At 47.6% G+C, this 21,044-nt stretch carries 20 protein-coding genes; 5 read left to right on the forward strand and 15 right to left on the reverse strand.

Annotation, left to right across the window (positions count from 1 at the left end; all coding sequences use genetic code 11):
- Positions 1-78: 78 nt before the first annotated feature.
- The 5 genes from MKY22_RS11565 to MKY22_RS11585 form a co-directional block, all read right to left on the reverse strand.
- On the reverse strand, positions 79-342 hold the full coding sequence (locus tag MKY22_RS11565; protein WP_012371023.1) for a phosphocarrier protein HPr: 264 nt from the start codon (positions 340-342) through the stop codon (positions 79-81).
- Between the two features lie 65 nt (positions 343-407).
- Entirely contained in the window at positions 408-863 is a 456-nt protein-coding gene (locus MKY22_RS11570; RefSeq protein WP_290755031.1) for an acyl-CoA thioesterase, read from the reverse strand.
- Between the two features lie 56 nt (positions 864-919).
- The gene (gene sdhB / locus MKY22_RS11575) at positions 920-1,726 is read right to left on the reverse strand and encodes a succinate dehydrogenase iron-sulfur subunit (protein ID WP_023468986.1); all 807 of its coding nucleotides are present in this window, start codon (positions 1,724-1,726) and stop codon (positions 920-922) included.
- Complete coding sequence (sdhA, locus tag MKY22_RS11580; RefSeq protein ID WP_023468987.1) at positions 1,726-3,489, reverse strand: succinate dehydrogenase flavoprotein subunit; 1,764 nt, start codon at positions 3,487-3,489, stop codon at positions 1,726-1,728. The genes sdhB and sdhA overlap by 1 nt, the downstream gene beginning before the upstream one ends.
- Before the next feature lie 19 nt (positions 3,490-3,508).
- Positions 3,509-4,126, reverse strand: a complete 618-nt coding sequence (locus MKY22_RS11585) for a succinate dehydrogenase cytochrome b558 subunit (protein ID WP_341088919.1) — start codon at positions 4,124-4,126, stop codon at positions 3,509-3,511.
- 213 nt (positions 4,127-4,339) lie between these two features.
- Here MKY22_RS11585 and MKY22_RS11590 point away from each other — a divergent pair, with 213 nt between their 5' ends.
- The 3 genes from MKY22_RS11590 to MKY22_RS11600 all read left to right on the forward strand — a co-directional run bounded on the left by MKY22_RS11590 (position 4,340) and on the right by MKY22_RS11600 (position 6,920).
- Entirely contained in the window at positions 4,340-4,759 is a 420-nt protein-coding gene (locus MKY22_RS11590) for a YslB family protein (protein WP_341088921.1), read from the forward strand.
- 117 nt (positions 4,760-4,876) lie between these two features.
- On the forward strand, positions 4,877-5,491 hold the full coding sequence (locus tag MKY22_RS11595) for a PH domain-containing protein (protein WP_023468990.1): 615 nt from the start codon (positions 4,877-4,879) through the stop codon (positions 5,489-5,491).
- Between the two features lie 80 nt (positions 5,492-5,571).
- Positions 5,572-6,920, forward strand: a protein-coding gene (locus MKY22_RS11600) for an IS3 family transposase (RefSeq protein ID WP_445298366.1) whose coding sequence is annotated in 2 segments (ribosomal slippage) — positions 5,572-6,031 and positions 6,031-6,920 — 1,350 coding nt in all. Because the reading frame shifts where the segments join, the coding sequence is not laid out codon by codon here.
- Positions 6,921-6,975: 55 nt separating this feature from the next.
- On the opposite strand, the gene uvrC is transcribed toward MKY22_RS11600, so the two are convergent.
- Positions 6,976-8,760: an excinuclease ABC subunit UvrC gene (uvrC, locus tag MKY22_RS11605; protein WP_341088923.1), complete on the reverse strand. Its 1,785-nt coding sequence runs from the start codon at positions 8,758-8,760 to the stop codon at positions 6,976-6,978.
- Between the two features lie 82 nt (positions 8,761-8,842).
- Between uvrC and MKY22_RS11610 the strand changes: the two genes are divergently transcribed.
- On the forward strand, positions 8,843-10,165 hold the full coding sequence (locus tag MKY22_RS11610; protein WP_035396585.1) for a dihydrolipoyl dehydrogenase family protein: 1,323 nt from the start codon (positions 8,843-8,845) through the stop codon (positions 10,163-10,165).
- A 14-nt stretch (positions 10,166-10,179) separates the two neighbouring features.
- Positions 10,180-10,557, forward strand: coding sequence for a VOC family protein (locus tag MKY22_RS11615; RefSeq protein WP_341088925.1), 378 nt, complete (start codon positions 10,180-10,182; stop codon positions 10,555-10,557).
- Between the two features lie 61 nt (positions 10,558-10,618).
- Here MKY22_RS11615 and trxA read toward each other — a convergent pair whose 3' ends face one another.
- From trxA to polX, 9 genes are all read right to left on the reverse strand, one after another.
- A complete protein-coding gene (gene trxA / locus MKY22_RS11620) occupies positions 10,619-10,930 on the reverse strand; it encodes a thioredoxin (protein ID WP_023468994.1) in 312 nt (103 codons plus the stop codon).
- Between the two features lie 161 nt (positions 10,931-11,091).
- On the reverse strand, positions 11,092-12,057 hold the full coding sequence (locus MKY22_RS11625) for an electron transfer flavoprotein subunit alpha/FixB family protein (RefSeq protein WP_035406372.1): 966 nt from the start codon (positions 12,055-12,057) through the stop codon (positions 11,092-11,094).
- A gap of 13 nt (positions 12,058-12,070) precedes the next feature.
- Positions 12,071-12,844 carry an electron transfer flavoprotein subunit beta/FixA family protein gene (locus MKY22_RS11630; RefSeq protein WP_023468996.1) on the reverse strand — a complete coding sequence of 258 codons (774 nt, stop codon included), beginning with the start codon at positions 12,842-12,844 and terminating at the stop codon, positions 12,071-12,073.
- Positions 12,845-12,918: 74 nt separating this feature from the next.
- The gene (locus tag MKY22_RS11635) at positions 12,919-13,497 is read right to left on the reverse strand and encodes a TetR/AcrR family transcriptional regulator (protein ID WP_023468997.1); all 579 of its coding nucleotides are present in this window, start codon (positions 13,495-13,497) and stop codon (positions 12,919-12,921) included.
- 71 nt (positions 13,498-13,568) lie between these two features.
- On the reverse strand, positions 13,569-15,242 hold the full coding sequence (locus MKY22_RS11640; RefSeq protein ID WP_341088928.1) for an AMP-binding protein: 1,674 nt from the start codon (positions 15,240-15,242) through the stop codon (positions 13,569-13,571).
- 197 nt (positions 15,243-15,439) lie between these two features.
- Positions 15,440-16,333, reverse strand: coding sequence for a YitT family protein (locus MKY22_RS11645; RefSeq protein WP_341088929.1), 894 nt, complete (start codon positions 16,331-16,333; stop codon positions 15,440-15,442).
- Positions 16,334-16,518: 185 nt separating this feature from the next.
- Positions 16,519-16,926 carry a DUF350 domain-containing protein gene (locus tag MKY22_RS11650; protein WP_023469001.1) on the reverse strand — a complete coding sequence of 136 codons (408 nt, stop codon included), beginning with the start codon at positions 16,924-16,926 and terminating at the stop codon, positions 16,519-16,521.
- Positions 16,927-16,936: 10 nt separating this feature from the next.
- Positions 16,937-19,303 carry an endonuclease MutS2 gene (locus tag MKY22_RS11655; protein ID WP_055968740.1) on the reverse strand — a complete coding sequence of 789 codons (2,367 nt, stop codon included), beginning with the start codon at positions 19,301-19,303 and terminating at the stop codon, positions 16,937-16,939.
- Positions 19,304-21,019 carry a DNA polymerase/3'-5' exonuclease PolX gene (gene polX, locus MKY22_RS11660; RefSeq protein ID WP_341088930.1) on the reverse strand — a complete coding sequence of 572 codons (1,716 nt, stop codon included), beginning with the start codon at positions 21,017-21,019 and terminating at the stop codon, positions 19,304-19,306.
- Between the last annotated feature and the right edge of the window lie 25 nt (positions 21,020-21,044).

The following is a 21,044-nucleotide window of genomic DNA, read 5'->3' on the forward strand; positions in this document are numbered from 1 at the left end:
ACCTCTTTCTATCAATCTTATGGTAACAAAAAAGGACGACGGTGCAAGACCGGCGTCCGAGAATGTACGATTACAGGATTACTGAGCAAGACCTTCGCTAGTCAGCATATCTGAAAGAGTCGTGATTGCTTCAGAAGCATCGTCACCGTTTGCAACGATTTTGATATCTGAATCTTTCGCGATTCCGAGTGAAAGAACACCCATGATTGACTTCAAGTTGACAGTCTTTCCGTTGTATTCCAAGTTGATGTCTGATTGGAATTTAGAAGCTGTGTTGACGAGCTGAGTAGCGGGACGAGCGTGAATGCCTGAATCCGCGATGACTTTGAATGTTTTTTCCATGATTAAGAAATCTCCCTTCACTAATAACGTACTAGTGAGTCGTTTTCGAATATGTGAACTCATTATCAAATGATAACGGATTCGAATCGATTCTGCAAGGAATTTTTATATGCCTCACTCCATGGGAATGCTTTCCCGGCACGATTGATTTGTACCATCGATGTCCGTCCTGTGAACATCAATTCACCCTGTTCATCAAATGCCGCATAATGGACGTCACACGATGCACTTCCGACATGTACTGGGTACGCATAGACGGCGAGACGTGTCCGTGGATACACTTGGCGAATGTAATTACACTGGGCATCCGCAACGACGATGATCCCGTCTTCTGCAAGCGAGTATCCGGTCTCCTCTAACATCAATGTCCGAACGTCCTCGAAATAGATGAACGGTACCCTGTTATTCATATGACCATAGGCATCCGTCTCTGCAAAACGAACAGCGACGTCGAGTCGTGTTCCATGTTTCATTTGTTCAAGCCATGATTCGAGTTCTGAAATATAAGCTGGTACGCGCACAATCGGTTCCTCCTGTCTGAATGAAAAAAGAAGGAGCAGGCTCCTTCTTTAATAACTTATGAACTAACTGCTTCACCTGTCCGTCCTTCGTCACTACCGAAGAACTTCTTGAATGAGTGAAGTGTCGTCTGACGGTTCATCGCTGCGATCGAAGTCGTCAGCGGAATGCCTTTCGGACAAACCTCGACACAGTTTTGAGCATTACCGCACTGCATGATCCCGCCATCTTCCATCAACGCTTCAAGACGTTCTTCCTTATGGAAGGCACCTGTTGGATGCGAGTTGAATAGACGAACTTGCGAGATCGATGCTGGTCCGATGAACGTCGAACGATCGTTGACGTTCGGACATGCTTCGAGACACACGCCACATGTCATACATTTCGATAACTCATACGCCCATTGACGTTTGTTCTCTGGCATCCGTGGTCCTGGACCTAAGTCGTACGTTCCATCGATTGGGACCCATGCTTTAACTTTTTTCAACGCATCAAACATGCGCTGACGGTCGACTTGAAGGTCACGAACGATTGGGAATGTCTGCATCGGTTGAAGGCGGATCGGTTGTTCGAGTTTATCGACGAGTGCCGTACACGATTGACGTGGCGTACCGTTGATGACCATGGAACAAGCGCCACATACTTCTTCTAGACAACCCATATCCCAGTTGATCGGTGTCGTTTTTTCACCGGCTGCATTCACAGGATTACGACGAATCTCCATTAAAGCAGAGATGACGTTCATGTTCGGACGGTACGGAATTTCAAACGCTTCATCATACGGTTTACCATCAGGTCCATCTTGACGTTGAACGATGAATTGAACCGATTTTTGCGTAGTAGATGATTCGAGTGGTGTCGCCATTATGCTTTCACCTCTTTCTTCGACTTCTTACTGTAGTCGCGTTTCCGCGGTGGAATCAACGACGTGTCGACATCTTCATAGAAGATTTCTGGATGACCATTCGTATATCGAGCCATCGTTGTCTTCAAGAACTGTTCATCATTACGTTCCGGGAAGTCCGGTTTGTAGTGCGCCCCGCGACTCTCGTCACGTTTTAAGGCGCCGAGCGTAATTGCTTCGGCTAAGTCGAGCATGTGATCGAGCTGACGGATGAACGACGCTCCTTGGTTACTCCAACGCGCTGTGTCCGTTGCCGAAATGCGCGTGAACCGATCACGAAGTTCCTTGATTTTCGTGAGTGTCTCTTCGAGCTTATCGTTATAACGGACGACCGTGACATTATCCGTCATGATTTCTCCAAGTTCACGGTGGATCTGATACGCGTTTTCTGTACCTTCCATCGATAAGATATCGTTAAAACGATTGATTTCTTCGATCTTATGCGCTTCGACGACGTCTTCGCTCATCTCATGAACCGATGTTTCAAGTTCATTCATATACGCGATCGCTGACGGTCCGGCGACCATTCCACCATATACCGCAGAAAGAAGTGAATTCGCTCCGAGACGGTTTCCTCCGTGCATCGAATAATCACATTCGCCTGCTGCGAATAGTCCAGGAATATTCGTCATCTGATCGTAGTCGACCCATAGTCCACCCATTGAATAGTGAACAGCCGGGAAAATTTTCATCGGTACTTTTCGTGGATCATCACCGACGAACTTTTCGTAGATTTCAAGGATCCCACCGAGTTTGACATCGAGTTCTTTTGCGTCTTTATGTGATAGATCAAGATAGACCATGTTCTCCCCGTTGACTCCGAGTTTTTGATTGACACAGACGTCAAAAATCTCGCGTGTCGCGATATCTCGTGGGACAAGGTTTCCGTATGCCGGATATTTCTCTTCAAGGAAGTACCAAGGTTTACCGTCTTTATACGTCCAGACGCGACCGCCCTCACCACGTGCTGATTCACTCATGAGACGTAATTTATCATCCCCAGGAATCGCTGTCGGGTGAATCTGGATGAACTCACCGTTCGCATAGATCGCACCTTGACGATAGACAGCTGCTGCCGCTTGTCCTGTGTTGATAACCGAGTTCGTCGATTTTCCGAAGATGACCCCAGGACCACCTGTCGCGAGGATGACAGAATCCGCGGCAAATGCCTCGATTTCCATCGTCCGGAGGTTTTGACAAACCGCTCCACGACAGATGCCATTGTCATCGATGATGGCACGAAGGAATTCCCATCCTTCATATTTTTCTACCAAACCTTGCGCTTCGAACTTACGAACCTGTTCATCTAATGCGTACAATAACTGTTGCCCCGTCGTCGCTCCCGCGTATGCCGTCCGGTGATGCAACGTTCCTCCGAAGCGTCGGAAGTCGAGTAACCCTTCCGGTGTCCGGTTGAACATGACACCCATGCGGTCGAACATATGGATGATCTTCGGTGCTGCTTCTGCCATTTTTTGAACAGGTGGTTGATTTGCGAGGAAGTCTCCACCGTATACCGTGTCATCGAAATGCTGATATGGTGAATCCCCTTCCCCTTTCGTATTGACTGCTCCGTTGATGCCACCTTGTGCACAAACAGAGTGTGAGCGTTTGACGGGTACGAGTGAGAATAACTTAACTGGTACGCCTTGCTCTGCTGCTTTTATCGTAGCCATCAGACCGGCAAGCCCTCCGCCGATGATGACAAGATTCTTGTTCGCCATGTTGTCAGTTCCCCTTTCCTTACAACACGCCTGCAAACGTTAAGATCGAGCGTACGCCTACAAACGATAAACCGATGAATACGAGTGCTGCCACGTAAGACATCGCCCGTTGAGATGCTGGTGACTGCGTGATTCCCCAAGTAATACAGAACGTCCAGAGTCCGTTCGCGAGGTGGAATGTCGTTGCCAAGATCCCGACGATATAGAACGCTAACATGAATCCGTTATCAACGATGTTCTGCATCATGCCCGCATCAACTTCTGTTCCCATCGCAGCGGCAATCCGAGTCTCCCAAACGTGCCATGTGATGAACACGACGAGGAACACTCCGCTAAACCGTTGCAAGACATACATCCAGTTCCGGAAATAAGTATATCGTCCCGCGTTCGCAGAACCCGTGAATGCGATGTAAACACCGTAGACACCATGCAAAATGATTGGAATGAAGATGACAAAGATCTCTAAGAACAATCGATACGGAACGCTCCCCACGAATTCCGCGGCCTTATTGAAGTCTTCCTCACCACGTACGATGAAGTAGTTCGTCGTTAAGTGCGAAAGTAAAAATAACCCGATTGGAATGACGCCGAGCAGTGAGTGTATTTTACGACTCACGAAATCACGATGATTCGCCATCCAAATCCCCCCTTTTGTTTGCCAATCAACCGTTGGCGCATTTTGGTAGAAAAGCGCTTTCATAAGGAAATTCGTCTTTTCATCACTTATTCTACTCCTGTCCTTTTTAGAAGACAACCCGAGCCGTTGCATTTAACTGCAAATTTTTTCAGGAAAACAATGACCTGCTAGAATCATCTCGGTATAATGGTTGGCAGATAGGAGTGAATCATGATGGATGTTACACCAAACCAAACACCACTTTTCGGAATCGAACTGATCCGGGATTATGTGCTGACCGATCTTCTAGGGTCGGATTATCGGCAAGTCATCTACTGGGCAGGTAAACGTCTCGCGCGTCAATTCCCTGTCGTGGATGAATCTGAATTGGCCTCATTCTTTGAACAAGCCGGTTGGGGAATGCTCGAAATCAAGAAACGTAAAGGAACGGTCATCTCGTTCGTACTGTCTCCTCCTGATACGACGAGAGATGAACGGCCACAAGGCTACTTTCAACTCGAAGCCGGTTTCCTCGCTGAACAGTTCTCCCGTTTTAACGGATGTGTTGCGGAAGGATATGCTGAGACGAATAAAGAGCTTGTTCAAATCACGGTCCAAATCGATCCAAAAGATCCACTCGAACCAATCGGTTGAACTTTACATAGAATGTGACAGGAATCTTTATTTTCAACATCGAAATAGATCCTTGAAACTTTTTGCAGTAAGTGATCGTAAAATCATGCGTACACAAATCGCGAGGAGGAACTTTACATGTTCAAAAAACTAGCAGCAGATTTAACGGGATTCAGTGATATCGGACAAGTCATTCATCCTGATGATTTCGACAAGGCAGCCGCTGACGATTATGTTTTACATGAAGACGGCGAAAAAATCTATTTCTTGATCAAGTCCAAATCTGACGAGTATTGCTTTACGAATCTGGCTTTAATTCACCTCGATGGTGAAAGTGCCGTCAGTTCGAAACGCGTTTTGTATCGTTATCCGTACGCACACTATCCGATTCGCCACGTCATGTTCGAAACGGCGGGAACAGTAGATCTTGATGTCGAGATCAAATTCGAGATTGGTGGTAAACATTATTCGATCGACGTCGATAAGAAACAACTCGAACATGTGAAAGATCTTTATAAAACACTTCTTGCCATCGCTGAAAAACAGTATGAAGGACAAAAGATGCTCGAGTTCGCAAACAGCTCATTGAATCATTCGGTCACGATTCTCGGCGGACTTCGTCAAGGTGACATGAACGTGCCGCAAACATTCAAGGAGTTGTCCGAACAATCCTTCGAGTGGCTACAAGGTCACTACCATCAGTGGAACCAGCGTGACTTTGGTTCATACTACGAGAAGTACATCAACAACTAATCACTAAAAAAGCCGCCCTCTTCAAGTGAACTGCCCCATAAAAGTTGGACATAAAATCCAACTTTTATGGGGTGTTTTTTATGGTCAAATATACAAAGGCGTTTAAAGTCCAAGTCGCTGAGCGTTATCTAACAGGACGAGACGGATACCGAGGTGTGGCGAAAGAATTCGGGATAGCGCATAACCTGGTCCGTGAGTGGTCACGTCTCTATGAGCGTTGGGGGGAAACGATCTTCGATCCTTCCTATACAACACACTCGCTGGCATTTAAACTGGAGGTATTAAACGACATGGCGACCAATAAGCTGTCCAATAGAGAGACGGCCGTAAAATACCGAATTTCCTCCCCGGGGATGATCTCGAGATGGCGATCGACGTATGATCGGGAAGGGACCGCAGGTCTGGTCGCCAGACCGAAAGGACGTGCCCCGATGGCGAGACGCAAGAAGAAGGAATTTGAAGAGATGACAGAAGTCGAGAAGCTCAAAGAGCGGATCGAGTATCTCGAGATGGAGAACGCTGCGTTAAAAAAATTGAAAGCCTTGGTTCAAGAAGAGAATGCGCGACGAACCGGATCAAGGCACAAGTAATCGATGAATTGCGATCAATCTATCCCGTTCCGGGACTCCTCCGCGTGCTCGGTATGGCACGAAGCGTTTATTACTATTGGCGGACGCGCCTGACGGGCGAAGACAAGTATGCGGAAGTGAAGGCGGCCATCCATACCCTCTTCCACGAACACGAAGGACGATGTGGCTATCGTCGCATCCACGCACTTCTCGAACGCCAGGGCTTCCGGCACGATCCGAAGACCGTGCGCCGTCTCATGAACGAACTCGGTCTCAAATGTCTCGTCCGCATGAAGCGATACCGCTCCTATAAAGGACGGGTCGGAAAGGTCGCACCGAATCTTCTTCAACGTGACTTCAAGGCCACCGGTCTGAACCAGAAATGGGTGACTGACGTCACTGAATTTCACCTGTTCGGAGAGAAGCTCTACCTTTCTCCGATGATGGACTTGGGAAACCGTGAGATCATCGCCTATACCCTATCGGACCGTCCTACATATCGATTCGTTGGCGAAATGTTAGATCAGGCAATCGGGAAGCTCGACGGAGAGGCGCGCCCAATCCTTCATTCCGATCAAGGGTGGCATTATCAATACAGAGCGTTCACTGGTACGCTCCACGAGCACGGCATTACGCAAAGCATGTCCCGTAAGGGCAACTGTCTCGACAACGCAGCCATCGAAAGCTTCTTCGCCGTGCTCAAGTCAGAGCTCCTGTATCTCAAGGAGTTCGATGACATGGACCACTTCAAATGTGAGCTCGAGCGTTACATCGAGTACTATAACCATCGTCGTATCAAGAGACGACTAAAAAACCTGAGCCCGGTTGAATACCGGACTCAGGTCCTCAAGGTCGCCTGACAAATTATTTATTGTCTAACTTTTTTGGTTCAGTTCACAAGAGGACGGCTTTTTTTCATTCTTCATTCGCTTGACTTAAATATTCAGCGACGGTTTCCGCTAACTTGACAGGTAATCCTGCTTCCGCCAACTGTTCGATCGTTGCGCGTCGCAAGCTACGCATCGATCCGAAATGACGAATCAACTGTTGGCGTCGTTTCGGTCCGACTCCTGGAATCTCGTCGAGCAAGGAACGAGTCATCCCTTTTGAACGGAGCGAGCGGTGGAACGTGATCGCGAACCGATGGACTTCATCTTGCATGCGTTGAAGTAGATAAAACGCACTTGAACGCGGACTTAGTTCAATTAACCGTGCACCTTCTCCGAACAACAACTGACTTGTCCGGTGTTTGTCATCCTTTTTTAATGACCCGACTGGCAGGGATAAACCGAGTTCATCTTGAATGACTTCTAAAGCAGCATTCAACTGTCCAACTCCTCCGTCAATCAGGACGAGATCTGGAAGGCGCGCTCCTTCAAGTAACAACCGACGATACCGACGGCGCACGATTTCCCGCATCGATTCATAGTCATCGGGTCCTTGCACCGTCCGGATCTTGAACTTCCGGTATTCCTTCTTAAGCGGTTTACCGTCTTCAAAGACGACGAGTGCCGAGACGGCATCCGCACCTTGAATGTTCGCGTTATCGATGATTTCGATCCGTGACAGTGGATGAACGTCAATCGCATCGGCGAGTTCTTCGACTGCTTGAACGGTCCGTTTCTCATCTTTTGCTAACAACTCGAAGCGTTCCGAGATCGCATTTTCAGCATTCTTCGTCGCTAAATCAAGTAATTTCCGTTTTGATCCTCGGACCGGAACGTGAATTTTAATCGATAGCGCCTCTTTGAGTAACAACTGATTGACGAGTGGCGGTACATAGACTTCACTTGGCTTGATGTTCTTTTCGTAGAACTGGACGATGAAGCTCTCGAGCTCTTCTGCCGGCGTACCATAGATCGGGAAAAGCGAGACATCACGTTCGATCATCTTTCCGCCGCGAAGGAAGAAGACTTGGACACACATCCAGCCTTTATCGACATGGATCCCGAATACGTCACGTGACGTCAGATCCGCTGTGATCATGTTTTGTTTGTTCATGATTGACTCGATCGCCCTTACTTGATCGCGCAATTCTCCTGCACGTTCGAATTCCATTGTTTCGGCTGCTTCCGCCATCTTGTGCTTCAAGCTTTCAACGAGTTCCTTCGTGTCGCCCGACAAGAACCGTCGGATTTCCGATACGAGTGCTTTTTGTTCCGATTCAAGATTCGGGATTTCACATGGGCCGAGACATTGTCCAATATGATAATACAGACAGAGTTTCTTCGGCATCGGCTGACATTTACGTAACGGATATAAACGATCTAACAGACGTTTTGTTTCGTTCGCTGCATACGCATTCGGATACGGACCGAAGTAATGACCGCCGTCCTTTTTTAACTTACGTGTCGTAATCAATCGTGGATAGGTCTCATTCGTAATTTTCAAGTACGGGTAAGATTTATCATCCTTCAGCATGATATTGTATTTCGGATCATGTTTCTTAATTAGTGTCATCTCAAGCAGCAACGCTTCGAGTTCACTGGCTGTGATGATGTATTCGAAATCACGGACTTCCGCGACGAGACGTTCCGTCTTAATATCATGTGCTCCCGTGAAATAAGAGCGGACTCGGTTTTTGAGATTTTTTGCTTTTCCGACATAGATGACTTCGCCGAATTCGTTTTTGTGTAGATAACATCCCGGCTCATCCGGCAAAAGGGATAGTTTCGCTTTGATATGTTCTTGATGTCCCAAATAAATGTCTCCTTTCACCGTTTTTAGTTTTATTCGTTCGGGTAAATACCATGCATTGATTATGACATACGGAGGATGAAAAATGCGTACATATGATTGCATTGTGATTGGAACGGGTTCTGCTGGAAATCAAGCGGCTTATAAATTCATCGAAAAAGGACTACGTGTTGCCATCGTTGAGAATTTCACTCCAGGAGGTACATGCGCACAGCGTGGATGTGACGCCAAAAAAATCTTATTGACGGGTAGTGAGACGAAAGATGCTGTCGAACGTTTACTCGGATACGGCGTCAAAGGATTAATTTCGATTGATTGGCGCCAATTGATGGAGCGTAAGAATGAATATACACGTGCTATTCCTGAGCAAACACGAAAACGGTACGCGGAAACGGACATCGACTATTTCCATGGAGAACCGCATTTCGTGTCTTCACATCGTCTTCGAATTGGTGAAGAAGAAATCGAAGGGAAACAGTTTTTAATCGCAACAGGTTTACGACCTCGCGAATTATCTGTACCCGGTAGTGAGCGTTTCATAACAAGTAATGAGTTTCTTGAACTGAAAGAACTTCCACGCCGACTCGTCTGCATCGGTGGCGGTTATATCTCGTTCGAGTTCGCCCATCTCGCTCGTATTGCTGGCGCAGACGTCACGATCGTCTTACGTTCTAACGCCTTAAAACAATTCGAAAGTGAATTGGTCGATGTGCTGTTAGAAGCCACACGGGCACTTGGTATCTCGATCATCAAAGAAGCAGAAGTCGTCGCTTACGAAGAGGACTCACTTCGTTTATCGAACGGTGACGTGTTGAAGACCGACGTCGTCTTGAACGCGACTGGACGTGTCGCGAGTATCGATCAGCTCGGACTTGAAACTATCGGCGTTGCACATAATGAAAAAGGAATTCACGTCAATGAATATCTCCAGTCTTCTGTGGAACATATCTATGCTGCAGGAGACGTCGCTGTCAGCGGGAATCCTGCCTTGACACCGTTCGCTGGAACCGAAGGACGACTCGCTGCTGATAACATGCTCGAAGGGAACAATCGGAAACTAGAGCTGCTTCCTGTACCTAGCGTCGTATTCACCGCGCCGAACCTCGCCCTCGTTGGTGAGACGGAAGCTGCTTTGAAAAAAGCAGGTATTCCTTATCGTGGTCGCTTGATTGATACGTCCGCTTGGCAAACGAACGTACGGATCAAGGACAGTTTCGCTCGGGCGAAAGTGCTCGTCGGGGAAGATGATCAAGTCCTTGGCGCACACTTCATCGGTGTCAATGCAGCGGAACTAGCAAACTATTTCTCGTTTGCGATGCAGCACCGGATTCCAAGTACTTCGATGCAACAGACTGGATTCGCTTACCCGACACCTGCTTCAGACATCGCTTCGTTATTCGAGGATTGACAGGAGGCTTTTGGATGATCCAATACGGCTATACGATTTTATACGTTGAAGACACGGCACGGACGCTGGCATTCTATCGAGACGTTCTTGGACTACCCGTCAAGGCGGAGCACGGCAGCTACATCGAGTTCGAGACCGGTCAGACGACACTCGCCTTCAATACGCGTGAAGACGTGCAACAGTTGATTCCGGATTACACGATACCGAGTGGAAAAACACAACAGACGTTAGAGATTGGTTTCATCACGGATGACGTCCCTACTCTATTTCAGAAGGTGGTGGAGGCAGGATATGAGACCGTCCTCGCGCCTGTACAAAAACCATGGGGGCAAGTCGTCGCCTATGTCCTCGACCCCGATGGTCACCTGATTGAACTTTGTACGCCAATGTAATCTAAAAAAAACAGACCGTTCTGCCTGTGCAGAACGGTCTGTTTTGATATGCAGGAAAGAATTAGTTAGATGTTTCAACGAATTCTTTAAGTGCGTCTTTTGGCATGAAGCCCATTGTTTTGTTGACAGGTTGTCCATCTTTGAAGAGAACGAGTGTCGGGATACTTTGAACTTGGAATGCTCCAGCTACTTCTGGGTTTGCATCTACGTCGACTTTGACGATTTTTACATCTTGCATGTCAGCATCGAGTTCTTCAAGAACAGGTGCGAGCATACGACATGGTCCACACCATGTTGCCCAAAAATCAACAAGGACGAGTCCTTCTTGTGTTTCTTCTTTAAATGATTGGCTAGTTGCGTGTACGATTGCCATTGATCATAACCTCCTAATGAGTAGATCGACCCGGTAAAAAAATGGGTGATCTCTTTATTGATTTGAGTATATCATAGCAGTCTCTTCCAACAAACGAAACTGCTCACGCGAAAAATCTGCAAAAACAACCGGCACCATGATAATGGCACCGGTCTTCAAACTCATCCGTGAACGAGCATTTTTTTGAATTCAGCTGTCAATAGTGGCACGACATCGAACAAATCACCGACGATCCCGTAGTCCGCGACAGAGAAGATGTTCGCTTCTGGATCCTTATTGATCGCAACGATCACTTTGGCATTCGACATCCCCGCTAAGTGTTGAATCGCACCCGAGATCCCGCACGCGATATACAAGTCTGGTGTAACGACTTTCCCCGTCTGACCGATTTGAAGTGCATAATCGCAGTAATCCGCATCACAAGCACCACGCGAAGCACCAACTGCTCCTCCGAGAACATCCGCTAGTTCTTGTAACGGTGCGAAGCCGTCTGAGCTCTTGACACCGCGTCCACCCGCAACGATGACTTTTGCCTCTGATAAATCAACACCACCTGTTGCTTTACGTACGATGTCTGCGACGATCGTCCGTAAATCCTTCAGCTCGACTGTGACCGACTCGACCGTGCCTTGTGAACTCCCCGTTTCGAGCGGATCGATGTTATTCGGACGGACCGTAAAGAGTGTCTTGCCTTCTGCGACTTTGACTTTTTCAAATGCTTTCCCTGAATAGATCGGTCGGATGAACGTTGCTTCCGCGCCTTCCCCTTCAATCGCCGTCACGTCACTGATCAAACCGGCTTGCAATTTTGCCGCGATTTTCGGTGATAGATCCTTGCCGAGCGACGTATGTCCGAAGACGAGCACGTCGGGTGACGTCCGGTTCATCAACTCGAGGAAGACTTGTCCGTAACCGTCTGGCGTGTAGTGTAGAAGACGCTCATCCTCGACGACGAGCACCTGGTCCGCTCCGCGTGATGCTAGTGCATCCGCATCCTTTGCAACATCGTGTCCAATCAGGACTGCGATGACTTCGTCAGCGACACGTCGCGCTGCTGCGATTGCCTCAAACGACACATTCCGTAAACTGCCATCCCGTGATTCTGCGAGTACTAATGCTTTTGTCATTCGTTTCTCCCCCTTAGACCACTTTTGCTTCGTTGCGTAATAATGATGCGAGCTGTGCGACTTGCTCGTTTAGTTCACCTTCAAGGATCTTACCGGCTGCTTTGTTCGGTGGTAAGAAACGCTCGATCGTCTCTAGACGTGGTGTGAGTTCGTCTTCATCCAGTTCGAGATCATCAAGTTCGAGTTCTTCTAGCGGCTTTTTCTTCGCTTTCATGATCCCCGGAAGACTTGGGTAACGTGGTTCGTTCAACCCTTGTTGCGCAGTCACGAGTAACGGAAGTGTTGTTTCGATTGTCTCCGTATCCCCTTCAGCGTCGCGTGTTACGACAGCTTTCGTACCGTCGAGCTCTAGTTTCGTGATCGTCGTCACATAAGGGATGTCGAGTAATTCTGCGACGCGTGGTGCTACTTGACCACTTCCGCCATCAACTGCGACGTTTCCGGCGATGACGAGATCAACCGTTTGTTCCTTCAAATAACCAGCGAGCACTTCAGAAATCGTGAAATGATCTGCCTCTTCGATATCATCTTCAATCGAGATGCGAACTGCTTGGTCCGCTCCCATTGCGAGTGCTGTTCGTAATTCCTTGTCCGCATCTTCCGGTCCGACCGTCACGACCGTCACCGTTCCCCCTTGTGCATCACGGACACGAATCGCTTCTTCTACCGCATACTCATCGTACGGGTTAATGATGAACTCAGCGCCATCCTCATCGATTTGACCATTCTCGAGTTGGATTGCTTCTTCCGTATCAAACGTGCGTTTCAACAGTACATAGATTTCCATCTCATGCTCCCCCTTGTCGTCTATTCACCATCATTCTTTGTATCCGCTTACATGATTGTTGTCATGAAAAGGGCTTAACTCAGCCCTTTGATCAACATCCGATGAATCCCGTCACGTGTCTCAAGCAACTCATATTTGAATCCACTTGCCATCCAGCTCGTCACGACCTCATCGATCGTTCCGAAAATCATCTGACGTGCTAATCGATAATCGAGTTCGTTTGAAAACTCACCTGTCGTCATCCCGTGCTTGACGACTCGGTCAATCAGATGCAAGTACGGTTTCAAGACGGCAGCGATGTTTTGACGCATGTCTTGGTTCGATTGACGCAATTCGATCTGCGTGACGACCGCTAAATCATAGTCGACGGATAATTGCTCGAGGTGCGCCTCGATCAATGCTGCCAATTGTTCCGTCGCTGACGTATGGCTCGCGATTTGTCCTTCGGAATATTCGATGAAACTTCCCATTTTCGCTTGGAAGAGCGAAATCAAGAGATGTTCTTTATTCTTGAAGTACAGATAAATCGTTCCATCCGCAACTCCGGCTTCCTTTGCAATGGCAGTCACTTTCGCTCCATGGTAGCCGTTCTTAGCGATGACTTTTACGGCGGCATCAATGATGCGGTCACTCTTTGACATTGTTCGTTTCATTCCACTATCTCCTAACGCATAAAATGAATGATGGTTCATTCATATTTATTCTATCATGCCATTTTATCCTGTCAACTGCTTTCTTCGAGTTGTTTGGCACGTTCTTCTTCAACGAGAACACGGCGGAGAATCTTACCAACGAACGTCTTCGGTAACTCTTGCCGGAATTCGTACTGCTTCGGTACTTTGAACGATGCTAACTGTTTACGACAGAATTGATCGAGTTCTTCTTCCGTGACCGTCATCTCATCCTTGACGACGATGAACGCCTTGACGGTCTCTCCGCGGTAGACATCTGGAACACCGATGACGACCGCTTCTTTGACGGCTGGGTGTTCATATAGGATTTCTTCGACTTCACGTGGATAAATGTTGAATCCAGAAGCAATGATTAAATCTTTTTTCCGATCGACGATTCGGAAGTAATGATCCTCACCGATATATCCAAGGTCTCCCGTATGCAACCAACCGTTTCGCAGAACCGCTTGCGTGTCTTCTGGTCGTTTCCAGTATCCTTTCATGACTTGCGGACCTGTGACGATGATCTCACCAATCTCACCTGGAGCAGCTGGTGTCTCTCCGTCTGCTTTGACGATTTTCGCTTGCGTATCGGGCACCGGAATACCGACCGTTCCAGGAATCCGACGATCCCAGATACAGTTCGTATGCGTCACCGGACTCGTTTCAGACAGACCGTATCCTTCAACGATCCGCCCACCCGTCAGCGCTTCGAATTTTTCCTGCACTTCGACAGGTAGTGGAGCTGAACCAGAAATACAGGCTTCAATCGAAGAGAGATCATACTTCTTCAGCTTCGGATGATTCAATAGACCGACATACATCGTCGGAGCACCTGGGAACAGATTCGGTTTTTCCTTATGAATCGTCTTGAGTACCTGTTCGATATCGAATTTTGGAACGATGATTTGTTCATAGGCATTAAATATGCCGAAATTAAGGTTACACGTCATGCCATAGACATGGAAATAAGGAACGACTGCTAACAGCTTCCGTCCATCTCCTCGATTATATTTATAGAACCAGTTGTCAATCTGTTCGACGTTTGCACTCAAATTGAAGTGTGTCAACATGACACCTTTGGGTGCGCCTGTCGTTCCACCCGTATATTGGAGAACCGCGACGTCCTCCTTCGGTTGAATCGCGACTGGTGTAATCGGCTCATACCCCCGCAAAGATAAAAACGGAATCGAACCTGTCGTATCAATGATGATGTTGTTATCTTTCCGTGCTTTAATCGGATACAGTTTATTTTTAGGGAAGGGAAGGTAATCCGCGATACTTGTCGTCACGACCGTCTTAAGTGTCGTCGCCGCCTTGACACGAGACGCTTTCGGATAAAGTAGATCGAGCGTCACGAGTAGATGTGCTCCTGAATCGACGAGAATCTGTTCAAGTTCACGGTCTGTATAGAGTGGATTCACTTGGACGACGATACCACCTGCATAGAGAACCGCATAATAACTGATCATATACTGGGGACAGTTCGGTAACATCAGTCCGACGCGATCCCCTTTTTTTAGTCCGTGCTCTTGTAACAGGCTCCCAAGTGCGCGGGCCTCGTCACGTACTTCACGAAACGTCATACGTTTTCCTAAGAAACTCAAGGCACGTTGTTCTGGAAAATCGGTCGCTGCCTCATCGAGTGCCTGATAAAGAGGTAATTCTCGATAATCAATCGATGCGGGTACTTGCTCGGGATAATCAGATAACCAAACGGATTCCATACGTTTCCCTCCCAGATAATGAATTACTATTCATTTTTATTATACGTTGATTCCAATTCGACATGCCAGTAAAATCCAAAAAAAGAAATAGAATTTGCTTGTTTTTTGATTCTTTCAATTAGAAATCACGACAAATAAAAACAGTATTCTCCTTTCTCGGTTTCGAAAAAAGGTGAATACTGTTTTTTGATCATTGTTTAACGAGATGGATACGTAAACCCTTCCCCAATGACTTCCCGTACTTTATGAATGACGACGAAGGCACGTGGATCTGCCGCTTCAACGATCTGTTTCAATGGCGCGAGTTGTCGTTTATCGACGATCATATACAACATATCATTTTTTTGTTTCGTGAAATGACCGTGACTGTGAATGACCGTTGCACTACGGCCGAGCGTCTCTGTCAGGATTGTCGCGATTTCCTCTTGGCGATGACTGATGATCGTGACCGCTTCGCGGACATTCAATCCTTCGCTGACGAGATCAATCAAGTACGAACCGATGATGATCGCAATCAACGTATACAGCATCGTCTCTTCTCCGAATAGGAACCCTGATGCGCCGACGACTGCGACGTCGATGATGAACATCGAAACCGCGATACTGAGATTGAGATACTTATTCATCAATCGAGCGATGATCACACCCCCACCCGTCGTTCCTCCAGCACGAATAACAAGTCCGATTCCGACACCAATTAGAATACCCGCATAGACCGTACCAATTAAACGGCTATCCGATGATGTCGCTAGATTTGCTGTCGAAGAGAGGACAAACGATGTGACGGCGACCGAGATGACGGAGTAAAGCATCGTCTTCCGGCTAAGGAATCGATAACCGACGACGAACAGCAAAGCGTTCGCAATCAGGGAAACAAGTCCCGTATCCCAGCCATAGAGGTAGTAGAAGATGACCGTGATCCCGATCAATCCACCTTCTGATAAATCGTTTGGAATCGTAAAGTAATTGATGCCAAAGGCAAGAATGGCTGATCCAATGATGACCCAAAAAATATCCTTCCAAGAAATTAATTGCATTGCTTCAAAAGCACGGAGTCTTGTTTCTGCCGTTGTTGTTTTTCGTACGTTCATATGCGTTCCTCCTTTTTTGATTAGGCGTGGCTTCCAATAAAAATTCCGTACTGAAACGATGTCAGTACGGAATGATCACACGGTAAGACCGGTTCTTTTAATTAAATACAATCCAAAGGATACCGACGACCAAAAAGGCGATCGAAACCCCGAACATGATTTTCGCTAAACGTTCTAACACGGATTCACCCCACTAACGCTGATCCGATGACGTAGGACATGCCGATCGATAAGGCACATGAAATAATACCGACAGCAATGTTGCCGTTCTCGATTTCACGGTCTACCGGCAAATTCGGTGTCAGGAATTCAAAGATCCAGTATGTCGATATCAACAGTAAGAAGCCAAAAGCACTTTCAAGAAATATCGACCCGACCCGTTCTTCCCCTTGAACAGCGAAATGAACGATATTGGCGAGTCCGATGATTTTTCCACCTGTTGCTAACGCAACGGCGATGTTGCCACTCTTGATATGTTCCCAGTTTTTATACCGGGTTGTCAACTCAAAAAGTGCAAGTCCTAAAATGATCAGTAATCCCGCGACCGAATAGAGCGCTGTCGTATAGACATAGACGTTCTCAAAAATGTTCATCCTGCTTTCCTCATTTCAGTTCGATGATCGTCACACCGTGTCCGCCTTCACCTTGACCACCTAAGCGGTGACCTTTGACGTGACGATGACCTTTCAAGAATTCTTGGACACCTTGACGCATCGCTCCCGTACCCAGACCATGGATAACACGAATATGGTCGTAGTTCGATAACAAAGCTTGGTCCATGAAGCGTTCGAGCTTCGATAATCCTTCTTCAACACGGACGCCACGTAAATCCAGTTCAGCTGAAGGCGCCGATTGTTTCGTCACACTCGTACCACCAGAACGCCCTTTTGTTTGAGGACGTTTTGGAGTACTGCCGATCTTCGCGAGATCTTCCGGTTTGACGTTCACTTTCATGATGCCGACTTGAACGGTGTACTCGCCGTTCGCCTGTTGGTTGATGATATAACCTTTTTGATTAAAGGTCGTGACCTTAACTTCTTCCCCTTTATCAAAACGTGGCGTTTGGTCGTATTTCGCTTTAACTTTAGCGATCCGCTTCTCTTGCAAACTCGGCTTCGCATCTTCCAGTTTTTTACGTGCTTCGATCAATTCGTGCTCTTTGACGGCACCAGCATCACGTAATTCCTTCAAGCGCTTAATGACACCTTCCGCTTCTTTTTGAGCACGTTCGACAGCACGCGCTGCTTTTTCTTCTGCTTTTGCTAAAATCTCATTCTTCTCTTCCTGGATCTCGGCTTGTTCTTGCTCGAATTGCTCACGCTCTGCAACGAGTCGTTTCTTCTCTTCTAGCAACTGAGCCTCTAACGTTTCAGCACGCTGTTTCGCCTCTTCCAGTCGTTCGATCATCGTCTCGACAGACTGTGCGTCGCTACCGATTTGACCACGTGCCGCATCGATGATCCGGTCTTCGAGTCCGAGACGTTTTGAAATCTCGAACGCGTTCGAACGTCCCGGTACACCAATGAGTAAGCGATACGTCGGACTGAGGGATTCAACATCAAATTCCATCGACGCGTTAACGACTCCTTCTCGGTTATAGCCGTACGCTTTTAACTCCGAATAGTGCGTCGTCGCTGCAACACGTGCTCCGCGCCGTTTCACTTCATCAAGAATCGCGATCGCCAGGGCAGCTCCTTCTGTCGGATCCGTTCCCGCTCCTAATTCATCAAACAGCACCAAACTCATGAAATCGATTTTCTCCATCATCGAGACGATGTTCGTCATATGCGAACTGAACGTCGACAAGTTTTGTTCAATCGACTGTTCATCCCCGATATCGGCATAAATCGCATCGAAGACACTGAGCTCCGTCTCATCTGCTGCCGGTACGTATAGTCCTGATTGAACCATCAATTGCAGAAGACCGATCGTCTTTAAGGTAACTGTCTTACCACCGGTGTTCGGACCGGTGATGACGAGTGATGTAAAATCGCCACCTAGCGAGACAGTGATCGGCACGACTTCATCTTTCGGGATGAACGGATGTCGAGCTTCCTTCAAGATGATATGGCGATTTTCATTCAAGCGTGGTTCAACCGCTCCGATCTGATGACCATACAACGCTTTCGCCATGATGAAATCAAGTTCTGCTAATACATCAAGATTGATGCGCAGCGAGTCACCGACACTCCCGACAAGTGCTGATAATTGGGCGAGGATTCGTTCGATTTCCGCCCGTTCTTTCAAACGCGCTTCTTGAATCTCGTTGTTCGCAGAAACGACGGCTTGCGGTTCGATGAATAACGTCGCTCCAGAAGCTGACTGGTCGTGGACGATCCCACCGAACGCTTGACGATATTCTTGTTTGACCGGGACACAGTAGCGATCATTTCGCATCGTCACGATGGCGTCAGACAGCATCTTCGCTTTACTACGTAAGACACTATCGATTTTTGAACGAACTTGTCCTTCGAGCGAACGCAACTGACTACGTAACGCTCGTAATTTATCACTTGCCGAATCTTGAACAGTTCCTTGGTCGTCAATGGCATGACGAATCCCCTGTTCGATCTCAACGAGCTTCGTGATCTGTTCGATTCGACTATCGAGTCGTGGTAATCGTAGATCCGGGTGATCCTCATGCAATCGTTCTTGGAACGCCTTCACTTGACGTCCTGAATAAACGACGTCTGCGACGGATAAAAGTTCACTCGTCGAGAGGACCGAACCAATTTCTGCTCGTTTCACTTCACTGCGGACATCTGTCAATCCACCGAACGGATAACGGTCACGCAACCGGTAAACCGTCGTTGCTTCCGTCGTGACGGCTAATAATTCCTTGACCTGCTCGAACTCTTCCGCCGGACGCATCGCTCGAACGAACTGTGCTCCAAGTGAGCTTGCCGTGAACGATAACATGTTTTCTTTTAACTTCTCATATTCTAAGACGCGTAATGCGTTGGCATTCATTTAATCCACTCCTAAACGTTTTCGACCGAAGAAAGCAAGTGCTGCTTCGGCACTCCACGTATTGATGACATCAGACGCCTCCAAATAGGCTTTACGTGCATGGAGGACTCCAAGTTTCATATCTTCTAACATTTCTGGTCGGTGTGTATCTGTATTGATCAAAATTTTCACACCAGCAACCTTCGCTTTTGCTAGGGAACTTGCCGTCAAATCGAATCGTGCCGGGTTTGCATTCATCTCAAGCGCTGTTCCTGTCTCGGCTGCTAGTTCGATCAAGCGATCAACGTTAACGGCATAGCCCTCTCGTCTACCGATGATTCGTCCTGTCGGATGGGCAATCAGAGAAACGTAAGGATTACGACACGCATTCTCAAGCCGTTGCATGATCTCTTCTTCCGTCTGATCGAATTTCGAGTGAATCGAGGCAATGACGTAATCCATCTCTTTTAAGAAATCATCTTCATAATCGAGCGACCCATCAGGCAAGATATCCATCTCGACGCCACATAAAATCGTCATCTCAGGATGTTTCTTGCGTGCTGCTTCGATTTCGACACGTTGCGCACGTAGACGTTCTTCCGTCAATCCATTGACGAACTTCATATACTTACTATGGTCGGTGATCGCCATCCATGTATACCCTCGTGCAGCACACGCATCGACTAATTCTTCAACAGATAATGTTCCATCTGACCATGTCGTATGCATGTGTACATCTGCTTGGATATCCTGTTCCGTCAAAAGGCGTGACAAATCCTGCTCGAACTCTTGACGCCCTGCTCGTAATTCAGGTGCGATGAACGGTAAGTCGTACCGCGCAAACAATTCTTCTTCCGTCTTCGGCTGCACTAATCCTCGCTCGGTCTCAACGCCATATTCAGAAATGCTCTCTCCCCGTTCTTTGGCAAGTTGACGCATCCGGACATTGTGATCCTTCGAACCCGTGAAGTGATGTAACGTTGACGCGTACGCCGCGTCATCGACGATTCGGAAATCAACCGCGATATAATGGACGTCTCGTTTTAAGACGAGTGATACTTTCGTACTGCCGGCAGCAATGACTTCATCGATGAGCGACAGTTCCAATAGTTGCTCCTTGATCCGATCCGGTTCGTTCGTCGAGAGGATGAAATCAAGGTCCTTGCACGTCTCTTCTGCTCGGCGGAAGCTCCCACCAACTTCGAAGCGAATGATTTCATCGAACGACGCAAGGGTCTGATTTAATTCCACAACGACCTTCCGCATGACACCATACGGTAATCGTTCCGGTCGTGTTTCAAACGTTTCGAGCGCTTTGACGTACTTTTCGACCGTCTTCTTACCGAATCCAGGCATCGTTTCGACTGTACCATCCGCTAATTTCTCTGCAAAGGAATCCGCATCAATGACGCCGACTTCATGCAATTTAGCAAGTTTCTTCCCACCAAGACCTGGGACCTTTAGTAAAGCGATCAGTCCTTCCGGTACTTCTTGTTCGAGTTCCGTCAGTGCCGTACTCGTTCCCGTTTCCCGGTACTCCTCAAGAACAGCGGCCGTTCCTTTACCAATCCCCTTCATCGCCGTGAAATCCTCGATTGCCATGAAGTCAGCATCGGATGCTTCGAGGATACTTGCTGCTTTTCGGAAAGCATTGATCTTAAACGGATTTTCCCCTTTAACCTCTAGATAGACTGAGATTCGTTCCAAGTGACGCATTGCATCTTGAATCGTACGCATGTGCAATTCTCCCCTCAAAAAAAGC

The organism is Exiguobacterium sp. FSL W8-0210 (assembly GCF_038006045.1).
In the GTDB taxonomy this organism is placed as follows: domain Bacteria; phylum Bacillota; class Bacilli; order Exiguobacteriales; family Exiguobacteriaceae; genus Exiguobacterium_A.